Here is a 20,452-nt window from a genome sequence, read left to right as displayed (position 1 = left end):
CCCGCTCCGACCGGGCGACGCCACGCGCATGCGCGTCACGCCAGGCGCCCCCGCAGCTTGTAGCGCTGGATCTTGCCGGTGGAGGTGCGCGGCAGGTCATCGACGAACTCGACGACGTGCGGGAACTGGTAGCGCTGCAGACGCTCCTTGCACCAGGTCTGCAACTCGCCGACCAGGGCCTCGCTGCCCTCGTGGCCTTCGTGGAGGATGACCACGGCCCGGATGCGGGTCAGGCCGTCCTCCTCGGCGGCGACGACGGCGGCCTCCTGCACGGCCTCGTGCTCGATCAGCCGGTTCTCGATCTCGATCGGACTCACCCACAGGCCGCCGACCTTCATCATGTCGTCGACCCGGCCCTCGTAGACGTACGCACCGGCCTCGTCGCGGCGGTAGCGGTCGCCGGTACGGAACCAGGCGCCGACCACCGAACGCTTCGTCTTCTCGTGCTGGTGGTGGTAGTAGGCCAGGGCGCTGTCGCCCTTGGCCCACAGCTCGCCGGCCTCCGTGCCGTCGATCACGACTCCGGTCTCCGGGTCGCGGATCTCCAGCTCGTAGCCCGGCACCGGGAACCCGGACGTGCCTGGCCGGCACTGTCCCGGACGGTTCGAGCAGTAGATGTGCAGCAGCTCGGTCGAACCGATCCCATCCAGGATCTCGGTGCCGGTCAGCTCCCGCCAGCGTCGCCACACCTCCGGCGGCAGCGCCTCGGCGGCCGACGCACCGATGCGCAGCGACGACAGGTCGCGCTCGCGGACGCCCGGGGTGTTGAGCATCGCGTTGTAGAGCGTCGGTACGGAGTAGAGGACGCTGGGACGGTGCCGCTCGATGCGGTCGAGGGCGCGATCCGGCGCCGGGCGGCCGACGAGCTGCACGGCCGTCGCGCCCGCCCACATGGGGAACGTCAGCCCGTTGCCGAGCCCGTAGGCGTGGAAGAGCTTGGTGGTGGAGAACGTGACCTCGCCCTGCGTGAGCTGCAGCACCTGGCCGGCGTAGTTCTCGCAGGTGACGGCCACGTCGTGCTGCAGGTGGACCACGCCCTTGGGCGCGCCGGTCGAGCCGGAGCTGTACAACCAGAAGGCGGGATCGTCGGGGTGGGTACGCACGGGCGCCAGTTCGTCCTCGCCCTCCTCCAGCCAGGCCTGTGCGGCGTGGGCGCCGTCGGGGACGTCCCCGTTCGCGACCACCAGCTCGACGTGTGGGCGCTCGGCCAGATGCGGCTGCACCTTGTCCAGGAGCGCCGCGTCCACCACCGCGACGTTCGCGTAGCTGTCGTCGAGGTAGTACGCGTAGTCCTGTGGCCGGGCGAGGATGTTCACGGGCACGGGGACCGCGCCGAGGCGGATGGCGCCGAGGAAGGCCGCGTGGAACACGGGGGTGTCGTCGAGGACCAGCAGCACCCGTTCCTCGCGGCGTACGCCGAGGTCGCGCAGCCGCGACGCGAACCGGCACGCGTCGACGTACAGCTGCGCGTAGCTGCGCGATTCGTCGTCGCCGGTGATCAGTGCGGCCTGCTGCCCGCGGCCGGCCTCGAGGTTGTGCTCCAACAGCAGGCTGACGTTCGTGCGCAGATCGACGGGCATGGGATCTCCCTCTCCCTCGCCGTGCTGGTCAGTCCCGCACGACCACCGACTTGGCCTCCTGGTAGAAGTCCAGGGCCTCGATGCCGTGCTCCTTGCCGTAGCCGGACTCCTTCAGCCCACCGAACGGCAGCTCGTCGTAGACCTTGGTCCGGCTGTTGACCCACGTGTAACCCGCGTCGAGGGCCTCCATCGCGTACGTGGCCTTGCGCAGGTCCGACGTCCACACCGACGAGCCGAGCCCGAAGGGCGAGTCGTTGGCCCGCTCGACCGCCTCGTCGAGGTCCGACACGCGCCACACGGGCAGGACCGGACCGAAGGTCTCCTCCCTGGCCAGCCGCGAGTCGTGCGACGGCTCCGCCACGACGGTCGGCGCGTGGAACCAGCCCTTCGTGAGGTCCTCGCCGTCGGGGAGGTCACCACCGGCGACGACCTCGCCCCCGGACGCCACGCCGTCGGCCAGCTGCGCGGCCAGCAGGTCGCGTCCCTCCTCGCTGTGCATGGGGCCGATCTGGGTGCCCTTGACGTCGCCGGGCCCGAGCTGCAGCCGGCCGGCCTTGGCCGCCAACTGCTCGACCACGCGGTCGGCCACCGCGTCCTCCACGTAGACCCGCTTGATCGCCAGGCAGGCCTGCCCGCAGTTGAAGAACCGCCCCATACTGGCGGCGCTGATGGCCGCGTCCACGTCGGCGTCCGCGCAGATGATGAGCGGGTCCGAGCCGCCCAGCTCGAGCGTCACCCGTGCGAGGCGGTCGGCCGCGGCGGACATGACGTGCTTGCCCACGGGCGTCGAGCCGGTGAAGGCGACCTTGCGCACGTCCGGGTGGCGGATGAGCGCCTCACCCGTCACCTCGCCGAGACCGGTGACGACGTTGAACACGCCGGCCGGCAGCCCCGCGTCGTGCATGAGTTCGGCGATCCGGAGCGTGACGAAGGGGGTCGTCTCGTCGGGCTTGGCCACCACCGTGTTGCCGGTGATCAGCGCCGGACCGAGCTTGTTGCCGAGCAGCGTCGTGGGGAAGTTCCACGGGACGATGGCCGCCACGACCCCCAGCGGGCGCTTCAGGACGAAACCGCGGGCGCCGTCGTCGAGATCCGGGACCGACTGGCCGCGCAGGTTCCGGGCCAGGCCGGCGTAGTGTTCGAGCGTCTCCACGAACCGGTGCAGCTCGAGGTGTGCCTCACGCAGCGGCTTGCCCTGCTCGGCGGTCAGCATCGGCGCCAGCTCGTCGACGGCCGCCGCGACCCGGTGCGCGCCGGCGAGCAGCAGGGCACCGCGCTGCGCCGCCGGCACCCGACGCCAGGACGCGAAGGCCCGCAGTGCGGCCTGGACGGCACGGTCGACCGCCTCGGGGCCGGCGTTGGGGACGTCGCCGACGACCTGCTGGCGGGCCGGGTCCCGCACCTCGAGCCGCTCGTCGCCTTCGCTCTTCACCTCACGCCCGTCGATGAACAGCTCCGCCATGCGGCTCCCTCCCGATGGAATCGCGACCCGCGCGACGCCCGCCCGCGACGCACCTCGAATCCCTAGACTAACCGGTCAGTCAGTTTCGGTCAACGGAGGACGCATGCCCCCCGCAAGCGTGGAGATCACCCGTCCGCTCGAATGGATGGACACCGATGCCGCCGGCATCTGGCACTACTCGACGACCATCCGGTTCATCGAGCACGCCGAGCTGGAACTGCACCGTCGCCTGGACATCGTCGAGGTCACGTTCGGCAACACCCCGCGGGCACGCCTGGAGATCGACTTCCGCACGTCGGTCCGGTTCGGCGACGACGTCACGACCACGCTGGCCGTGGCCGCCGTCGGCCGCACGTCGATCACCTACGCCTTCACGCTGCAGACGCCGCGGGGCCTGGCCGCGGAAGGACGGGTGGTCACGGTGCTGGTGGGCGGAGACGCCCGACCCCTCGAGGTACCCGAGCACGTGCGCAAAGCCCTGCTCGAGGGTGGGACGGTCTGACTCGGAGCACGCCACGACACCCCGCTGTCGTCACCGGGTCGCCTACCCTCTGCCCGGCTGCGAGGAAGGGCGCACGATGCGGCAGCGGCAGTCGAGATCCGTCCTGCTCGACCTGTACGGCGCCTTCGTCCGTGATCTGGGCGGCTGGATCGCCGTCGCGGACCTCGTGCGCCTGTCCGCGCCGTTGGGCGTCGAGGAGGCCGCGGTCCGGCTGTCGGTGTCGCGGTTCTCGCGCAAGGGCCTGCTGGTGCGGCGCCAGATCGGCGGACGGGTCGGCTACGAGCTGACCGAGACGGCCGCGCAACTGCTGGCCGAAGGTGACGAGCGCATCGCGTCGCTGCTCGAGCCGGCGCGACTGCAGGACGGCTGGGTGATCGCGAGCTTCTCGGTCCCCGAGGAGATCCGGGCCAAACGCCATCAGCTGCGCAGCCGCCTGGAGTGGCTCGGCTACGGCAACCTCGGCGGCGGCTTGTGGATCGCGCCGCGCCGCGAGCTCGAGGCGACCCGCGACATGGTGGCCTCGTTGGGGCTCGAGGCCCACGTCGATCTGTTCCTCGGCGACTACGACGGATTCGACGACGTCCGCCGCCTCGTGACGCGCTGCTGGGACGTCGAGGCGATCCGCACCGTCCACCGCGACTACGTGGCGGAGTTCGCCCCCGTCCTGGCCGCGCAGGAGCAGCACCCGCCGGAACAGGACCCGGTCGGCGCCTTCGTCGCCTACGTCACCGCACTGCACGAATGGCGAAAGCTGCCCTACGTCGACCCCGGGCTCCCGGTGGAACTGCTGCCCGACGACTGGGAGGGCACGGTCTCCGTCGACCTGTGGCGCCGGCTCAGCGGCCGGCTCGAGCCGACCGCCCGCGCGCACGTCCACGCCAACGTCGACGCCCAGACCATGGGGCTGGCCGCCGCGTCGACGGCCGCGCGCGGCGCCTGAGCCCCGACCCGGTCACGTCGTGCGGGCGCGGGCCGGGGCCGGGTGGCTCAGGTGAAGGCGGACAGCCCGGTGAGGGCCCGGCCCAGCGTCAGCGTGTGGATCTCCTCGGTGCCCTCGTAGGTCGCGACCGACTCGAGGTTGGCGGCGTGCCGCATGACCGGGTACTCGAGCGTGATGCCGTTGGCGCCCAGGACACCGCGGGCGGTGCGCGCGATCTCCAGCGCGGCCCGGACGTTGTCGAGCTTGCCGATGCTGACGAGGTCCTTGGTCAGCGTGCCGGCGTCCTTCATCCGACCGAGGCGGTGGGCCAGCATCGCGGCCTTCGTCAGGGCGAGGAACATCTCGACCAGCTTGCGCTGGGTGAGCTGGAAGCCGGCGATGGGCTGGCCGAACTGCTCGCGGGTGCCGGCGTAGTCCAGCGCCGCCTCGAAGCAGGCGCGGGCGGCCCCGACGGCGCCCCAGAGGATTCCGAAGCGAGCCTCGTTGAGGCACGACAGCGGCCCCTTGAGCCCGACCACGTCGGGCAGCACGGCGTCGGCGGGCAGGCGCACGTCGGTGAGGACGAGCTCGGAGGTCACGGAGGCCCGCAGCGAGAGCTTGTGCCCGACGTCACGCGCCTCGAAGCCCGGCGTGTCGGTCGGCACGACGAAGCCGCGGATGCCGTCGTCGGTCTGCGCCCACACGACCGCGACCTGCGCGATGCCGCCGTTGGTGATCCACAGCTTCGCGCCGTCGAGGATCCAGTCGTCGCCGTCGCGGCGGGCGCGGGTGCGCATGCCCGAGGGGTCGCTGCCGTGGTCGGGTTCGGTGAGGCCGAAGCAGCCGATCGCCTCGCCACGCGCCATCGCGGGCAGCCAGCGTTCCTTCTGCTCCTCGCTGCCGTACCGCCAGATCGGGAACATCGCCAGCGATCCCTGGACCGACACGAAGCTGCGCAGGCCGCTGTCGCCCGCCTCGAGCTCCAGGCAGGCGAGGCCGTAGCTGACGGCGTTCGTCCCGGCGCACCCGTAGCCCTGCAGGTGCATCCCGAGCAGGCCGAGCTCGCCGAGCTCCTTGGCGAGCTCCACCGGGAACGTGCCGGCCTCGAAGTGCCGTGGCACCTCCGGCAGCGCCCGCTCGCGCACGAAGCGGCGCGTGGATTCGGCGACGAGCCGCTCCTCGTCGGACAGTTCGGCCTCGAGGCCCAGCGGGTCGAACGGGTCGATGGTGGGCTGGCTCACGACGGACTCCTCTCAGGCGGCGGGATCGCCGGGGACGACGGCGATGGCGACGATCTCGACCACGGCGTCGGGATCGTGCAGCGCCGACACCCCGAAGAGGGCGATCGCGGGGAAGTGACGTCCCATGACCTCACGGTACGCCCGTCCGAGCGCCTTCGGCTCCGCCCGGTAGGTCGCCACGTCCGTGGTGAAGATCTGCATGCTCACGACGTGCTCGGGACGGGCGCCGGCGTCGTCGAGCACCGTGGCGAGGTTGCGCAGGGCGCGGCCGAACTGGGCCACCAACCCGTCGTCGAGGCGGCCGTCGGCGTGGTGACCGGTCTGGCCGCCGAGGTACAGCGTCCGGCCGGGTGCGGCGAGCATGCCGTGCGCGAACCCGACGGGGGGTAGCAGGCCGTCGGGGTTGATCGGGATGTGGCTCATCGTCCGGTCCAGTTCGGTTCGCGACCTTCGCGGTTGGCACGGAAGAACTCGGCGTGGTCCTCGCTGCGCATCAGGAAGGCCTGCACGAACGCCTCCATCTCCACGGCGCTGGACAGGTCCATGTCCTGCTCGCGGGTCAGGAGCTTCTTGGTGGCCGCGATGGCGAAGGTCGGCCCGCCGGCCAGTCGGCGGGCCCACTGCATGGCCTCGTCGCGTACGGCGCCGTCGTCGACGACCCGGTTGGCGAGCCCGTAGCGCTCGGCGGTCTCCGCGTCGACCCGGTCGCCGAAGAGCAGCAGCTCCATGGCGCGGCCGAAACCGATGACGCGCGGCAACAGGTACGCGCAGCCCATGTCCGCGCCGGCGAGCCCCACCTTCGTGAACAGGAAGTGGAAGGCCGCCGACCGGGCGACGATGCGCAGGTCCGCGGCCAGGGCGATGACCGCGCCGGCGCCCGCGGTGGTGCCGTTGATCGCCGCGATGACGGGGATGGGCAGTTCGCGCAGGTTGCGGACGACCGCGCCGGTCATGCGGGTGAAGTCGGTGACCCGGCGGTTGTCGCCGTGCTCGAGCAGCTCGCCGATGATCTGTTCGACGTCGCCGCCGGAGCAGAACCCGCGCCCTTCGCCGGTCAGTACCAGCGCGTGTACGTCGTCGCGGTGCTCGAGCTCGGCGGTGAGGTCGCGCAGGTCGGCGTACACCTCCAGGGTGAGCGCGTTCAGTCGCTCCGGCCGGTCGAACGTCACCACGCCGATCCCGTCGGCGACCTCGAACCGGAAGTGGCGCCAGTCCGAGGTCAGCGGGGCGGAGCTGCGGAACCGGGTCACCAGTGGCCTCCTCCGTCGAGTACGAGTGCGTGGCCGTTGACGGTGGCCGCCGCGTCGTCCAGCAGCAGCAGGATCGCGTCGGCGACCTCCTGCGGCTCGAGCAGCCGGCCCAACCGCGAGGTCCGGGCGAGTTCGGCCAGCGCCTCGTCCTCGCTGCGACCGGTCGCGCGTTCGATGCGGGCCACCGTCGCGTCCGTCATGTCGGTGCGGACGAAGTGCGGGCACACGGCGTTGACGGTCACGCCGGTCCCGGCCACCTCGGCGGCCACGCTGCGGACCAGCCCCTGCGCGGCGTGCTTCGCCGCGGCGTAGGCGCTGACGTAGGGGCTGCCGTCGAGGGCGGCGGTCGAGGTGACGACGACGACGCGACCGCGGCCACGCTCGACCATCGGTGGCACGAACGCCCGCAGCGCCAGGAACGCGCCGGTGGCGTTCACGGCCAGCTGGCGGTTCCACTCCTCGAGCGACGTGCGAGCGAGCGGGGCGGCGCTGGACGTACCGGCGTTGAAGACCAGCACGTCGACCGGCTGGTGCTCGTCGGCGAGCCGCGCCGTCGCCTCCTCGTCGGTGGCGTCGACGACCGCGGTGCGCAGGTGACCGCCGGGGCCGGGCTGCGCGGCGGCCGTCGCGAGTTCCGCGAGCGCGGCCTGGTCCCTACCGGTGGCCACCACCTCGAGGCCCGCCCCCAGCAGGGTCAGCACCGTGGCACGGCCGATGCCACGGGAGCCACCGACGACGACGGCCCGGCGGGCGTCAACGGTCACGGAACAGCTCCCGGGCGATGATCGTGCGCTGGATCTCGGACGCCCCCTCGTAGATGCGCAGGGCGCGGACCTCGCGATAGAGCTCTTCGAGCAGATGGCCGCGTCGCAGCCCGGCGGCGCCGTGGACCTGGATGGCGCCGTCGACGACCTCCTGGGCGACCTCGGTGGCGAACAGCTTCGCCATGGCAGCACTGCGGGTCGGCCGCGCACCGGCGTCGTGCAGCCGGGCCGCGTCGCGCACGAGCAGCCGCGCCGCCTGGATGCGCGTGGCCATGTCGGCGAGGCGGTGCGACACCGCCTGGAAGTCGCGGAGCTCCTGCCCGAAGGCGCGGCGGCTGGCGGCATGGTCGCACGCCGCCTCCAGCGCGGCCTGTGCCATGCCGACGGCGGCCGCACCGACGCTGGGCCGGAACCGGTCCAGCGTCGCCATCGCCACCCGGAACCCGGCGTCCACGTCACCGAGGACCTGCTCGGCGGTCACCGGCACGCCGTCGAACACGAGCCGTCCGATGGCGTGCGGGGCGAGCAGTTCCAGCGGTTCGCCCGTCAGGCCGGGCGCGTCGCCGGGGACCGCGAAGGCCGTCACGCCGCGCGCGCCGGCGTCGGGCGTGGTGCGGGCGAAGACGGTGTACACGTCGGCGTCGGGGGCGTGGGAGATCCAGACCTTCTCGCCGGTGAGGCGGTAGCCGTCGCCGTCCCGCTCGGCACGCAGCCGCAGCGCGGCCGCGTCGCTGCCGGCGTCCGGCTCGGTGAGCGCGAACGCGGCAACGGCCCGGCCGCCGGCGACCTCGGGGATCCAGCGCCGCGCCAGCTCCGGGCGCCCGGCGAGGAGGATCGGGTAGGACCCCAGCCCCTGGACCGCGAGGGTCGTCTCCGCGGTGGGCGACTCGGCCGCGATCGCCTCGCGCAGCAGGCACAGCTCGGTGGCCGCGACCCGGTCCGCCGCGCTGCCACCCAGCGACGACGGGAACAGCCGTGGAGAGACACCGGCCTCCGCGAGTGCCGCCACCAGCCGCCGGTTCACCCGCCCGTGGGGGCCGGCGGTGGCGACCGGGGCCAGCCGCTCGCGGGCGAGGACCCGCAGCTGCGCGACCCGATCCTCCCACGCCGTCACGTCCGGCTCCACCGCCACACCGTCCACCGACGCCTCCTGCCCGGCACCGACCAGCTCCCACGGCAGGTGCCACCGCGCCCACCACTCTACCATCACCTATCACGATGCTCACGGCGGTCACGTTCGTGATATGGTCGCTGCAGGTCGCGATCTCGACACGGGAGCCCGGGACCCGAGGGAGAGGGAGGGAGAGCCTCCAGATGCGGGTCACCTCCGTCGGTGGCGGACCGGGCGGGCTCTACAGCGCGCTGTTGCTGAAGAAGGCCGACCCGTCCCACGAGGTCACCGTCTACGAGCGCAACGCCCCGGACGACACCTTCGGCTTCGGCGTGGTGTTCTCCGCGGCCACGCTGCGCGAGCTCGAGGACGCGGACGACGTCAGCTTCCACCGGTTGTGGCGCGCCGCCGCCCGCTGGGACCCGGTCGAGGTCCGCTACGGCGGCAGCCGCATCCGCGCCGGCGGCAACCGGTTCGCGGCCATCTCCCGTCACCGTCTGCTGCGCATCCTGCAGGAACGCGCCGCGGAGCTGGGCGTGGACGTGCGCTTCCGTACCGAGGTTGACGACCTCGACCGGCTGCTGGACGCGGACCTGGTGCTGGGCGCCGACGGGATCAACAGCCGCGTCCGCGCCCGCTTCGAGGACACGTTCCGCCCGCGGCTGACCCGCGAGGGCAGCAAGTTCATCTGGCTCGGCACGACCCAACGCTTCGACGCGTTCACGTTCATCTTCGAGGAGACCGAGGCCGGAACGTTCCAGGCCCACATCTATCCGTTCAGCGAGGACGTGAGCACGTTCATCGTCGAATGCACGGAACAGACCTGGCGGAAGGCCGGCCTGGACGCCGTCGACCCCGCCAGCCTGTCGCCGGGCCAGAGCGACCAGCACAGCATCGCGCAGCTGAGCGAGCTGTTCCGCGACCACCTCGACGGGCACGGGCTGGTCGCCAACAACTCCAAGTGGCTGGACTGGACCACGGTGCGCAACCAGCGCTGGAGCCACGGCAACGTGGTGCTGCTCGGCGACGCCGCCCACACGGCCCACTTCTCGATCGGCTCGGGCACCAAGCTCGCGTTGGAGGACGCCATCGCGCTGACCGACGCGCTCGCGCGCAACGACGTGACCACGTCGGCCGGGCTGTCGGCAGCGCTGGCCGACTACGAGTCGGCCCGCAAGCCGTCGGTCGAGGGCATCCAGCGGGCGGCCGCGGAGAGCCTCGACTGGTTCGCGCGCTACCGGCGCTACTGGGGCTTCGACCCGCCGCAGTTCACCTACAGCCTGCTGACCCGCAGTTCCCGCGTCGACTACGAGAACCTGCGCCGGCGCGATCCCGACCTCGTCCACCATCTCGACCGGTGGTTCACCCGCCGGGCGCTCGACCGACCGGCGCCGGGGCCGGCGGTGCCGTCCCCACCGGCGTTCACGCCCCTGCAGGTCGGCCCCCGTCGGTTGGCGAACCGCGTCGCACTGCTCGTGCAGGCACCGGGCGCGGGCGACGGCGGGGCACCGACGGCGACGCTGCTCGGCGAACTGCAGGACCTGGCGGACGCCGGTGCCTCGCTGCTGGTCGTGGACGCCGTCGCCGTCTCCGCCGACGGCCGCTCGAACCCCGAGGATCCGGGGTTGTACGACGACGAACACGTCCCGGCGTGGTCATCGGCCCTGGCCGCGGTCCACGAACGCGCGTCCGGCACGCTGGTCGCGGCCCGTCTGCTGCACGCCGGCCCACGCGGTGCCACCGCGCCACGGCACCGCGGCACCGACCTGCCGCTGCCCCCGTCGCAGCGCTGGCCTCTGTACGCGGCCTCCCCAGGCCGCTACACCGTCGCGAGCCCGCCGGCGTCCGCACTCGACCGCACGGGGATGGACCGCGTCCGTGAGGCCTACGTCGCCGCGACCCGCCGTGCCGTCGCGGCCGGCTTCGACGCGCTCGAGGTCCATGCCGGCCACGGCTACCTGCTCGGATCGTTCCTGTCACCGCTGACGAACCGCCGCGACGACGACCACGGCGGACCGCTGGCCAACCGCCTGCGCTTCCCGCTCGAGGTGCTCCACGCCGTCCGTGAGGCGTGGCCCGACGACCGACTGCTGTCCGTGTGCTTCTCGGCCAGCGACCTCCGGCGCGGCGGCCTGCCCGAGGACGAGGCCCTGGAGATCGCCCGCCGGTTCCGCGACGCGGGCGCCGACCTGCTCCACGTCGTCGCCGGGCAGACCACGCCGACCGGACGCGCCGAGTTCACGACGGGCTTCAACACGCCGTGGAGCGATCTCGTCCGCAACGAGGCCGGCGGGCCGGTCCTGACGTCCGGCAACCTGCCGACGCTGGCGGACGTGAACCACGTCCTGATGTCGGGCGCGGCGGACCTGTGCGTCCTGGGGCTGCCGTTCGTGGCGACCCCGAAGTGGTTGGCCGACGACACGAGGAGCGAGTGATGCAGGTCGGGATCGGGATGCCCAACACGCTGCCCGGCACGAGCGGCGACCTGCTCGTCGACTGGGCGCGCCGCGCCGACGCCGGCCCGTTCGCCAGCCTCGGCGTCCTCGACCGGATCGTCTACCAGAGCTTCGAGCCCCTGGTCTCGCTCAGCGCCGCCGCGGCGGTGACACGACGCATCGAACTGGTCACCAGCATCCTCATCTCGCCGCTGCGCGAGACGAGCACGCTGACGAAGCAACTGGCCTCGCTGTACGCGCTGGCGCCCGGCCGGCTGACGGTCGGTGCCGCCATCGGTGCCCGCGGCGAGGACTACGAGCGCTCGGAGTTCGGCCGCGGCACGCGTGGGGACCGCTTGACCGAGCAGCTGGCGACCATCCGCACGCTCCTCGAGGAAGGGGCGATCAACGCCGCCGGGCCGACGCCCAGCCCGCGACTGCTGGTCGGGGGCGGTTCGGGGCCGTCGTACGCGCGCGCGGCGCAGCTCGCCGACGGCTGGATCCACGGCGGCAGCCCCGCCCGCGTCTTCGCCCGCGACGTCGCGGAGATGCGGGCGGCGTGGGCCGACGCGGGCCGCCTGGGCCGGCCGGAGATCTGGTCGATGGCGTACTTCGCCCTGGGCGACGCCGAGCACCGGGGTCGCGAGTACCTCCTGGACTACTACGCGTTCACCGGCGCCTTCGCCCCACGAATCGCCGACGGGCTGCTCACGAGCGCCCTGGACGTGCGCGAGTACCTGCAGGCCTACGAGGACGCCGGTTGCGACCACCTGATCCTGTTCCCCACCGTGCCCGGCATCGAGCAGCTCGAGCTGCTCGCCGAGGTGGTGGGCGGCGGGCGGGTGAACGGCCAGGTCGCGACGGGCGCCGGCGGAGCACAGTGACGGGAGCGGGGCCGCATCGTCGCGGACGGTCGAGCCGGTACCCGTGGAGTGGAGGGGGACGATGATGACGAGCAGCGGATCGGCACACGTCGACACGTTCGCGCGGGAGGGCCTGCCGTCCGAGGAGCAGCTTCCCGATCTTCGGTTCACCATCGAGGACGTGCAGTACCCGCCACGCCTCAACTGTGGCGTGGAGTTGCTGGACACCACCATCGACCGCTTCGGCGGCGGTCGCCCGTGCCTGGTCACGCCCGAGGAGTCCTGGACCTACGGGCAGACCCGCGACCGCGTGAACCGGATCGCCGGCGTGCTCGTGGAGGACCTCGGTGTGGTGCCGGGCAATCGCGTGCTGCTGCGCGGACCCAACAACGCCTGGATGGCGGCGTGTTGGCTGGCGGTGATGAAGGCCGGCGCGATCGCCGTGACCACGATGCCGCTGATGCGGGCCCGGGAACTGGCGCCCGTCCTCGCCAAGTCGCGTCCGACGGTCGCGCTGTGCGACCACCGGCTGGTCGAGGAACTGGCCAGCGCGGCGCCGGACCTGCCGATCTGCACCTTCGGCGGTGACGAGGACGACCTCGCGAACCGCATGCGTGCGCGCTCGGGCGGCTTCACGGCGGTCGACACCGCGGCCGACGACATCGCCCTGATCGCGTTCACGTCCGGCACCACCGGCGAGCCCAAGGGGTGCATGCACTTCCATCGCGACGTGCTCGCGATCGCCGACACCTTCTCCGCGCACGTCATCAAGCCCACACCGGACGACCTGTTCACGGGCTCGCCGCCGCTGGCGTTCACGTTCGGGCTCGGCCAACTGCTCGTGTTCCCGCTGCGTGCGGGCGCGGCCACGCTGCTGCTCGAGCAGGGCACGCCGCCGCGACTCGCCGAGGCGATCGCCCGACACGGTGCCACGGTCTGTGCGACGGCGCCCACCGCCTACCGCGCCATGCTGCAACTCGACGACCTGGACCTGCGATCCCTACGACGGGGCGTGTCCGCCGGCGAGACGCTGCCCGCGTCCACGTGGCACGCCTTCCACGAGCGCACGGGTCTGAAGCTGATCGACGGCATCGGTTCGACCGAGATGCTGCACGTCTTCATCGCCTCGGCGGACGACGACATCCGGCCCGGCTCGACCGGAAGGGCGGTCCCCGGCTACGAGGCGATGATCGTCGACGACGACGGGCAGCCGGTGCCCGATGGCACGGTCGGGCGACTGGCGGTCCGCGGACCGACGGGGTGCCGCTATCTGGCGGATGCACGCCAGGCCGACTACGTCCAGCGGGGGTGGAACCTCACCGGGGACGCGTTCTCGCGCGACGAGGACGGCTACTTCTGGTTCCAGGCCCGCTCCGACGACCTCATCATCTCGGCCGGCTACAACATCGCGGGCCCGGAGGTCGAGGACGCCCTGCTGGCGCACGAGGACGTGGCCGAAGCCGCCGTCGTCGGACTGCCCGACGAGGAGCGGGGGGCCGTCGTGACGGCCTTCGTCGTCCCGCGCGACGGTGTGGAACGCGACGAGGAGCTCGTACGGCGGCTGCAGGACCACGTCAAGCAGACGATCGCGCCCTACAAGTACCCGCGCCGCATCGAGTTCCGGGACGAACTGCCGCGCACGCAGACGGGCAAACTGCAACGCTTCCGCCTCCGTGACCAGGCGACCGACTGACCGGAGGAGACGGCGTGGGCGCACTGCAGGAGCTGCTGGCCGGACTGGGCGACGGACGCATCGAGGCCCTCGACCTCACCGCCCCGCTGCACGGCGACACCCCGATCCTGGCGCTGCCCGAGGAGTTCGGGCAGACCGAACCGTTCCGCCTGCACGAGATCAGCCGCTACGACGAACGCGGCCCAGCGTGGTACTGGAACAACATCACCACGGGCGAGCACACCGGCACCCACTTCGACGCGCCGGTGCACTGGGTGACCGGACAGGACGGCGAGGACGTCGCCGCCGTGCCGCCTTCACGGCTGGTCGGGCCCGCCATCGTGCTCGACCGGTCGCGCGAATCCGCCGCCGACCCGGACCATCTACTGGAGGTCGACGACGTCCGGGCCTGGGAACAGGAACACGGTCCCCTGCCCGCCGGCGGCTGGTTGCTGTACCGCACCGGTTGGGCGGCGCGCGGCGACGACCCGCAGGCGTTCGCGAACGCGGACGACACCGGGCCGCACACGCCCGGCATCTCGGTCGACTGCGCCCGGTACCTGGCCGAGGAAACCGAACTGCTGGGCCTGGGCGTGGAGACGGTCGGGACCGATGCCGGCATCGCGCACGCCTTCGACCCGCCGTTCCCGTGCCACGCCTTCCTGCTCGGCGCGGGCAAGTACGGCCTCACGCAGCTGCGCAACCTCGACCGCCTGCCGGCCACGGGAGCCGTGGTGCTGGCGGCACCGCTGCCGATCGTCGGTGGCTCGGGCAGTCCCGCGCGGGTGTTGGCGTTCGTGGAGCGCGAGGGATGACCGTCACCGTCGCCGAGGCGGTCGGCCGAAGACTGGTCGAGCTCGGCGTCGGTCAGGTGTTCGGCGTCGTCGGCAGCGGGAACTTCCACCTCACGAACGCGATGATCGCGGCCGGCGCCCGCTACCTGGCGGCCCGGCACGAGGCTGGCGCGGCGACCATGGCGGACGCCTACGCCCGCACGAGCGACACCGTGGCGGCGGTCAGCCTCCATCAGGGGTGCGGGCTCACGAACGCCCTGACGGGTGTCGCCGAGGCCGCCAAGAGCCGCACCCCGCTGCTCGTGCTGGCGGCCGAGACCGCCGCCGCGGCGACGCTGTCCAACTTCCGGGTCGACCAGGACGGGCTCGCCGCTTCCGTCGGCGCGGTGCCGATGCGGGTCACCGGCGGACGTGACGCCCTCCAGCAGGCGGTGTCGGCCTACCACGTCGCGCGTGACCAGCGTCGCACGGTGCTCCTGAACCTCCCGCTCGACGTCCAGCAGCAGCCCGTGCCCGAGGAGGCCGCGTCGCCCGCCCCCGTGGCGGCCACACCGCCCGCGCCGGCGGCCGAGGCGGTCGACACGCTGGCGGGCCTGTTCCGGCGCGCGCAGCGGCCGGTGCTGGTCGCGGGCCGGGGCGCGCGCCATGCCGGGCAGGCGCTACGCGAGCTGGGCGCGGCCGGCGGTGCGCTGCTGGCGACGTCGGCCGTCGCCAAGGGCCTCTTCCACGGTGACCCTTGGGACGTGGACGTCTCCGGCGGGTTCTCCACGCCGGTCGCCGCCGACCTCATTCGCGGCGCGGACCTCGTCGTGGGCTTCGGCTGCGCGCTGAACATGTGGACCACGCGGCACGGGCGCCTGCTGTCGCCCGAGGCGACGCTGGTGCAGGTCGACCTCGACCGTTCGGCGCTCGGTGCGCACCGACCGATCGACGTCGGGATCGTCGCCGACACGGCACGTACGGCGCAGGCGGTGACCGCGGCACTGGCCGACGACGGCCGCGTGTCCGAGGGCTACCGCCGCCCGGACGTCGCCGCGCGTCTGCGCGAACGCCGCCGCTGGCGCGACGAGCCGTACGACGACTGGGGTGACGGCACGACGATCGACCCGCGGACGCTGACCATCGCGCTCGACGACCTGCTGCCGGCGGAGCGGGTGATCGGCGTCGACTCGGGGAACTTCATGGGCTATCCCAGCATGTTCCTCGACGTCCCCGACGAGCGCGGTTTCTGCTTCACGCAGGCCTTCCAGTCCGTCGGTCTCGGGCTGGCCACGGCGGTGGGCGCCGGCCTGGCGCAGCCCGGGCGGCTGCCGGTCGCGGCGGTCGGCGACGGCGGGCTGCTCATGGCGGCCAGCGAACTCGACACCGTCGTCCGCAGCGGCCTGCCGATGGTCGTGGTCGTCTACGACGACGGCGGCTACGGGGCCGAGGTGCACCACTTCGCCGACGGAGCGCCGCTCGACACGGTGCGCTTCCCGCCGACCGACCACGCGGCGATCGCACGCGGGCACGGGTTCGAGGCCGTCACCGTCCGGGAGGTCGGCGACCTCGCCCCGCTGGAGGCCTGGCTCGCCGGCCCGCGTGAACAGCCGTTCCTCGTCGACGCGAAGGTGGCCGGCCCACGAGGCGCCTGGTGGCTGGAGGAGGCCTTCCGCGGGCACTGACGCCGACGGCCGCCTTCACGTGCCGAGGCGGGCCTGGATGTCCTCGCGCAGGGCACGCTTGTCGATCTTGCCGACGTTCGTGGTGGGCAGCTCGTCGACCACCTCGACCCGCTCGGGCCACTTGTACTTGGCCACGCCGCGCGCCTCGAGATGCGCCGTCAGGTCCTCGAGCGCGATCTCGGCGCCGTCGCGCGGAACGACGTAGACGCAGGTGCGTTCGCCGAGGACGCGGTCGGGCATGGCGACCGCAGCAACGTCCAGCACGGACGGATGCGCGAGGAGCAGGTCCTCGATCTCCTCGGCGGAGATCTTCTCGCCGCCGCGGTTGATGAGGTCCTTCGCCCGTCCCTCGACGATCAGGTTGCCGTCCGGATCCAGCCGCACGACGTCACCCGTGCGGTACCAGCCCGCCGGCGTGAAGGCCCGGGCATTGTGCTCCGGCGCGCGGTAGTAGCCGCGCAGCGTGTAGGGACCCTGGGTGATCAGCTCGCCCGGTTCGCCCTGCGGCACGGGTTCGCCGTGGGGATCGACGACCAGGATCTCGTCGTCCGGACACATCGGGCGGCCCTGCGTCGTGTACTTCACCTCGGCCGGGTCGTCCGGGCGGGTGAAGTTCAGCAGCCCCTCGGCCATCCCGAAGACCTGCTGGACGTCGCACCCCAGGGCCGGGCCGATGCGTCGTGCCAACTCCGGCACGAGTTTGGCGCCGCCGACCTGCATCAACGACAGCGACGCGAGCGCGTCACCCGCCCCGGCCGCGGCCTCGACCCACCGCAGGGCGAGCGCGGGGACGAGCGCGGTCGCCGTGACGCCCTCCGCCGCGATCAGCGGGAACGCCGCCTCGGGTGAGGGATCGGTGGTCAACACCACCGTTCCCCCGGCGCAGAGCGCCGCCAGGGCGCCGGGGCAGCCGAACGGGAAGTTGTGCGAGATGGGCAGGGCGACGAGGTAGACGGTCCGTTCGTCGAACTCACAGACCTCACCGGCCCGGCGCACGTTGTAGCCGTAGTCGTCGTGGGTCCTGGGGATGAGCTTGGGCAGTCCGGTGGTGCCGCCGGACAGCAGGAAGAACGCGACGTCGTCGGCAGCAGGGGGTGCCGCGTCGGCAGCGGCGCGTGCCTCGGTCGGGTCGACCTCGGCGGCCAGCAGGTCGTCGACCGCGACCCAGCCATGGGGGTCGGCGAGCTCCGGGAGCTCGCCGACGACGAGGAGGTGGCGCAACGGCTGGTCGGCGTCGCGCAGCCGCGGTTCCAGGCGACGCGGGTCGAGCGCCCGGGGGCCGGTGGTGCCCACATAGGCGACGGCCTGCGCGTGGTCGCAGAAGTAGCCGATCTCGTGCTCGCGGTGCGCCGGGAGGGCGAAGACCGGGATCACGCCGATCCGGAACGCGGCGAACGCGACGACCAGGAACTCCGGCACGTTGGGCAGGTGCAACACGATGCGCTCGCCCGGCCGCAGGCCCAGCCCGCGCAGACCGAACGCGACCCGGTCGACGGCCGCGTCGAACTCCGCGTACGTGTAGCGCCGCCGACCCGCGACCACGGCGGTGCGGCCGGCGGCGGCCCGGGCCCAGTCGCGGAGCAGCCCGCCCAACCGGTCACCACGCCAGTAGCCGGCCTCCCGGTACCGCCGCGCGAGCTCGGGAGGCCACGGCACACAACCGTCCAGCACAGTTCCTCCGATCCGCGGACCCGCCTCAGACCCCCAGCGTCGACCGCAGCAGCGCCGGGTCGTCGCGCAACTGCTTCGGGCGCCCTTCGAAGACGATCTCGCCACGGTCGATCACGTAGAGACGATCGGCGACCGACAGGGCCATGGGCACGTTCTGCTCGGCGAGCAGCACGGTCTCGCCCTCCTCGCTGAGCGTCATCAGTGTGTCGCGCACCACCGTGACCATCAGCGGGCTGAGGCCCTCGCTCGGCTCGTCCAGCAGCGTGATGGAGGGGTTGCGCATCAGGACGCGCCCGAGCGCCAGCATCTGCTGCTCGCCGCCGCTGAGGTGGGTCGCGATCAGCCTGCGCCGGTCGGCGAGGTTGGGGAACAGCTCGTAGATGCGCTCGAGCGTCCACGTCCCCGGACGCTGCCCCAGCTTCAGCTGCTCCTCGACCGTGAGGTCGGCGAGGATGCGGCGTCCCTGTGGCACCAGACCGACACCGGCCCTGGAGCGGTGCAGGGAGGAGGTCCGGGTCACGTCCTGCTCGTCGACCTCGATGGTGCCGGCCGTCGGGGCCAGCAGCCCCATCAGGCAGTTGAGCGTGGTGGACTTGCCCATGCCGTTGCGGCCGAGGAGAGCGACGATCTCGCCCTCGCCGACGTGCAGGTCGATGCCGTGCAGGACCTCCGCCTGTCCGTAGCCGGCGTGCAGGCCCCGGACGGTCAGGCGAGGGCGCCCCCCGGTGCGGGTGTCGTCCTTGGCCTCGTCGAGGCTGCGGCCGCCGGTGTAGATGCGCTCGACCTCCGGGTCGCCGCGCACGTGTTCGGGACTGCCCTGCGACAGGACCTTGCCGAGGTGCAGCACGGTGGTCGTGTCCGCGATCCCCAGCGCGAACTCCAGGTCGTGCTCGACGATGATCATCGTCAACTCACGGTCGAGCGCCCGCAGCAGGTCGGAGATGCGCTCGCGCTCGACCTGTGCCAGGCCGGCCAGCGGCTCGTCGGCCAGCAGGATCTGGGGCTGCTGCACGAGGGCCATGGCGATCTCGAGCTGCCGGTGCTCGCCGTGCGAGAGCGAGTCCGCCGGCTCGTCGGCCCGGTGTTCGAGTCCCACCAGCGTCAGGGTCTCCATCGCCCGCTCGCGCAGGCCCGGGGTGCGGTCGAGTCGACGCCACGCCTGCCAGCGGCCGGAGTCGCGGCGTGCCAGCGCGGCCAGCATGACGTTCTCCACGACCAGGTCCTCGGCGAAGTAGCCGCTGGTCTGGAACGTCCGGCTGATGCCGGCCCGGGCGATCCGGTCGGGACTGAGGCGCGTGATGTCGCGGCCGTCGAAGCTGACGGTCCCGCGTGAGGCCGGCAGCTCCGAGCTGATGACCTTCAGCATGGTGGACTTGCCGGCGCCGTTGGGGCCGATGATGGCGTGACGCTCGCCGCGTTCGAGCGTGAGGTTCACGCCGTCGAGGGCCACGACGCCGGCGAAGTGCTTGGAGACGTCGGCGAGCTCGAGCAGCGGCATCTAGTCGCCCCTCCCGGCATCGGCGGCGGCCGATCCTCGCCGCACACGCGACCACAGCGAGCGGGCCCCCGACTGGATCGATCGTCCATAGTTGGTGAGGACGGCCCCGATGAGCAGGAACCCGACCATCATCTCCCACAGCTCGGTCACGTCCGTGAAGAACGATTCGAGCTGGACGAACACCACCGCCCCGATCGCGGCACCGAGCAGGCTGCGCCCACCGCCGAGCAGCACCATCAGCACCAGCACGCCCGACGTGACCCAGAACAGCTCGCGGGGGGACACGAAGCCGCGGTGGTGCACGTGCATGGCGCCGCCGAGGCCGGTGATCGCCGCCGACGCCAGGAAGACGAGGTAGCGGTAGAGGAACACCGGATAGCCGACGGCTCGGGTCTTCAACTCGTTCTGACGCGCCGCCGCGACGACCCGTCCGACTGGCGCGCGTGCGAGGCGGTTGCCGATCCAGATGACGAAGACGAGCAGGGCGACGGCGAAGACGTAGAAGGTCTCGCGTCCGCTGACCCAGTCCGGGCGCAGGATGCCGGCGATGCCGTCCGAGCCGCGCGTCACCTCGACCCACTGCTCGGCGACGGCGTACAGCACCTGCGCGAAGGCCAGGGTCAACATGACGAAGAAGATGCCGTGGCTGCGCAGGGCCAGCGGACCGGTGATGGCCGCGTACAGGACGGCCGCGAGGACCGGGATGGTCAGGGTGAGCAGGGGGTTGTTCATGCCGTTCGTGGCCAGGAACGCCACCCCGTAGCCGGCGAGCCCGAAGAAGGCCGCGTGTCCGAGCGACAGCAGGCCGGCGTGGGCGATCAGCAGGCCCAGGCCGACCGCCGCGATGGCGCGGATGATCGACTCCGTCGCCAGGTACAGCGTGAAGCCGCCCTGCACCAGGGGCACGACGACGACCAGGGCGACCAGCGCCGTCAGCAGGCCGAGGCGGACCGGTTCGGGGACACCGCGCCGGCGGGTCGGGATGTCGGCGGTGCCCGCGTCGCGGACCGTGTCGGTCGACGCCAT

At 72.5% G+C, this 20,452-nt stretch carries 17 protein-coding genes; 7 read left to right on the top strand and 10 right to left on the bottom strand.

The genetic code is table 11. The annotated features are described in order from the left end of the window. Positions 1 to 35 precede the first annotated feature (35 nt). Positions 36 to 1,580, bottom strand: a complete 1,545-nt coding sequence (locus tag ACERM0_RS08760) for a benzoate-CoA ligase family protein (RefSeq protein WP_373678192.1) — start codon at positions 1,578 to 1,580, stop codon at positions 36 to 38. Positions 1,581 to 1,608: 28 nt separating this feature from the next. Further along, positions 1,609 to 3,042: an aldehyde dehydrogenase gene (locus tag ACERM0_RS08755; protein WP_373678191.1), complete on the bottom strand. Its 1,434-nt coding sequence runs from the start codon at positions 3,040 to 3,042 to the stop codon at positions 1,609 to 1,611. 103 nt (positions 3,043 to 3,145) lie between these two features. Here ACERM0_RS08755 and ACERM0_RS08750 point away from each other — a divergent pair, with 103 nt between their 5' ends. Continuing rightward, positions 3,146 to 3,544, top strand: a complete 399-nt coding sequence (locus ACERM0_RS08750; RefSeq protein WP_373678190.1) for an acyl-CoA thioesterase — start codon at positions 3,146 to 3,148, stop codon at positions 3,542 to 3,544. Positions 3,545 to 3,620: 76 nt separating this feature from the next. Further along, a complete protein-coding gene (locus tag ACERM0_RS08745) occupies positions 3,621 to 4,484 on the top strand; it encodes a PaaX family transcriptional regulator C-terminal domain-containing protein (RefSeq protein WP_373678189.1) in 864 nt (287 codons plus the stop codon). A gap of 47 nt (positions 4,485 to 4,531) precedes the next feature. Here the strand turns inward: ACERM0_RS08745 and ACERM0_RS08740 are convergent, their stop codons facing one another. The 5 genes from ACERM0_RS08740 to ACERM0_RS08720 are packed head-to-tail and all read right to left on the bottom strand — an operon-like array spanning position 4,532 to position 8,859. Continuing rightward, positions 4,532 to 5,704: an acyl-CoA dehydrogenase family protein gene (locus tag ACERM0_RS08740; protein WP_373678188.1), complete on the bottom strand. Its 1,173-nt coding sequence runs from the start codon at positions 5,702 to 5,704 to the stop codon at positions 4,532 to 4,534. Between the two features lie 12 nt (positions 5,705 to 5,716). Beyond that, positions 5,717 to 6,127 carry a RidA family protein gene (locus ACERM0_RS08735; protein WP_373678187.1) on the bottom strand — a complete coding sequence of 137 codons (411 nt, stop codon included), beginning with the start codon at positions 6,125 to 6,127 and terminating at the stop codon, positions 5,717 to 5,719. Then, positions 6,124 to 6,954, bottom strand: coding sequence for an enoyl-CoA hydratase family protein (locus ACERM0_RS08730; RefSeq protein WP_373678186.1), 831 nt, complete (start codon positions 6,952 to 6,954; stop codon positions 6,124 to 6,126). The genes ACERM0_RS08735 and ACERM0_RS08730 overlap by 4 nt, the downstream gene beginning before the upstream one ends. Further along, positions 6,951 to 7,718, bottom strand: a complete 768-nt coding sequence (locus tag ACERM0_RS08725; protein WP_373678185.1) for an SDR family NAD(P)-dependent oxidoreductase — start codon at positions 7,716 to 7,718, stop codon at positions 6,951 to 6,953. The genes ACERM0_RS08730 and ACERM0_RS08725 overlap by 4 nt, the downstream gene beginning before the upstream one ends. Next, the gene (locus ACERM0_RS08720) at positions 7,708 to 8,859 is read right to left on the bottom strand and encodes an acyl-CoA dehydrogenase family protein (RefSeq protein WP_373678429.1); all 1,152 of its coding nucleotides are present in this window, start codon (positions 8,857 to 8,859) and stop codon (positions 7,708 to 7,710) included. Before ACERM0_RS08720 ends, ACERM0_RS08725 begins: the two co-directional genes overlap by 11 nt. A gap of 173 nt (positions 8,860 to 9,032) precedes the next feature. Between ACERM0_RS08720 and ACERM0_RS08715 the strand changes: the two genes are divergently transcribed. The 5 genes from ACERM0_RS08715 to ACERM0_RS08695 all read left to right on the top strand — a co-directional run bounded on the left by ACERM0_RS08715 (position 9,033) and on the right by ACERM0_RS08695 (position 16,257). Next, the gene (locus ACERM0_RS08715; RefSeq protein ID WP_373678184.1) at positions 9,033 to 11,264 is read left to right on the top strand and encodes an FAD-dependent monooxygenase; all 2,232 of its coding nucleotides are present in this window, start codon (positions 9,033 to 9,035) and stop codon (positions 11,262 to 11,264) included. Further along, positions 11,264 to 12,148 (top strand): LLM class flavin-dependent oxidoreductase, encoded by an 885-nt coding sequence (locus ACERM0_RS08710; protein ID WP_373678183.1) that lies wholly within the window; start codon positions 11,264 to 11,266, stop codon positions 12,146 to 12,148. The genes ACERM0_RS08715 and ACERM0_RS08710 overlap by 1 nt, the downstream gene beginning before the upstream one ends. Positions 12,149 to 12,212: 64 nt before the next feature. Further along, on the top strand, positions 12,213 to 13,820 hold the full coding sequence (locus tag ACERM0_RS08705) for an AMP-binding protein (RefSeq protein ID WP_373678428.1): 1,608 nt from the start codon (positions 12,213 to 12,215) through the stop codon (positions 13,818 to 13,820). 14 nt (positions 13,821 to 13,834) lie between these two features. Further along, complete coding sequence (locus ACERM0_RS08700; RefSeq protein ID WP_373678182.1) at positions 13,835 to 14,614, top strand: cyclase family protein; 780 nt, start codon at positions 13,835 to 13,837, stop codon at positions 14,612 to 14,614. Continuing rightward, entirely contained in the window at positions 14,611 to 16,257 is a 1,647-nt protein-coding gene (locus ACERM0_RS08695) for a thiamine pyrophosphate-binding protein (protein WP_373678181.1), read from the top strand. Before ACERM0_RS08700 ends, ACERM0_RS08695 begins: the two co-directional genes overlap by 4 nt. Positions 16,258 to 16,272: 15 nt before the next feature. Here ACERM0_RS08695 and ACERM0_RS08690 read toward each other — a convergent pair whose 3' ends face one another. From ACERM0_RS08690 to ACERM0_RS08680, 3 genes are read right to left on the bottom strand one after another with little or no spacing between them, the layout of a single operon-like run. Then, the gene (locus ACERM0_RS08690) at positions 16,273 to 17,913 is read right to left on the bottom strand and encodes a (2,3-dihydroxybenzoyl)adenylate synthase (RefSeq protein ID WP_373678180.1); all 1,641 of its coding nucleotides are present in this window, start codon (positions 17,911 to 17,913) and stop codon (positions 16,273 to 16,275) included. A gap of 40 nt (positions 17,914 to 17,953) precedes the next feature. After that, the gene (locus tag ACERM0_RS08685) at positions 17,954 to 19,426 is read right to left on the bottom strand and encodes an ATP-binding cassette domain-containing protein (RefSeq protein ID WP_373678179.1); all 1,473 of its coding nucleotides are present in this window, start codon (positions 19,424 to 19,426) and stop codon (positions 17,954 to 17,956) included. Then, positions 19,427 to 20,452 (bottom strand): branched-chain amino acid ABC transporter permease, encoded by a 1,026-nt coding sequence (locus tag ACERM0_RS08680; RefSeq protein WP_373678178.1) that lies wholly within the window; start codon positions 20,450 to 20,452, stop codon positions 19,427 to 19,429.

This window comes from Egicoccus sp. AB-alg2 (assembly GCF_041821065.1).
GTDB lineage: Bacteria > Actinomycetota > Nitriliruptoria > Nitriliruptorales > Nitriliruptoraceae > Egicoccus.
Note: the sequence above shows the minus strand (reverse complement) of the source record. Positions and strands in the feature narration are given on the sequence as shown.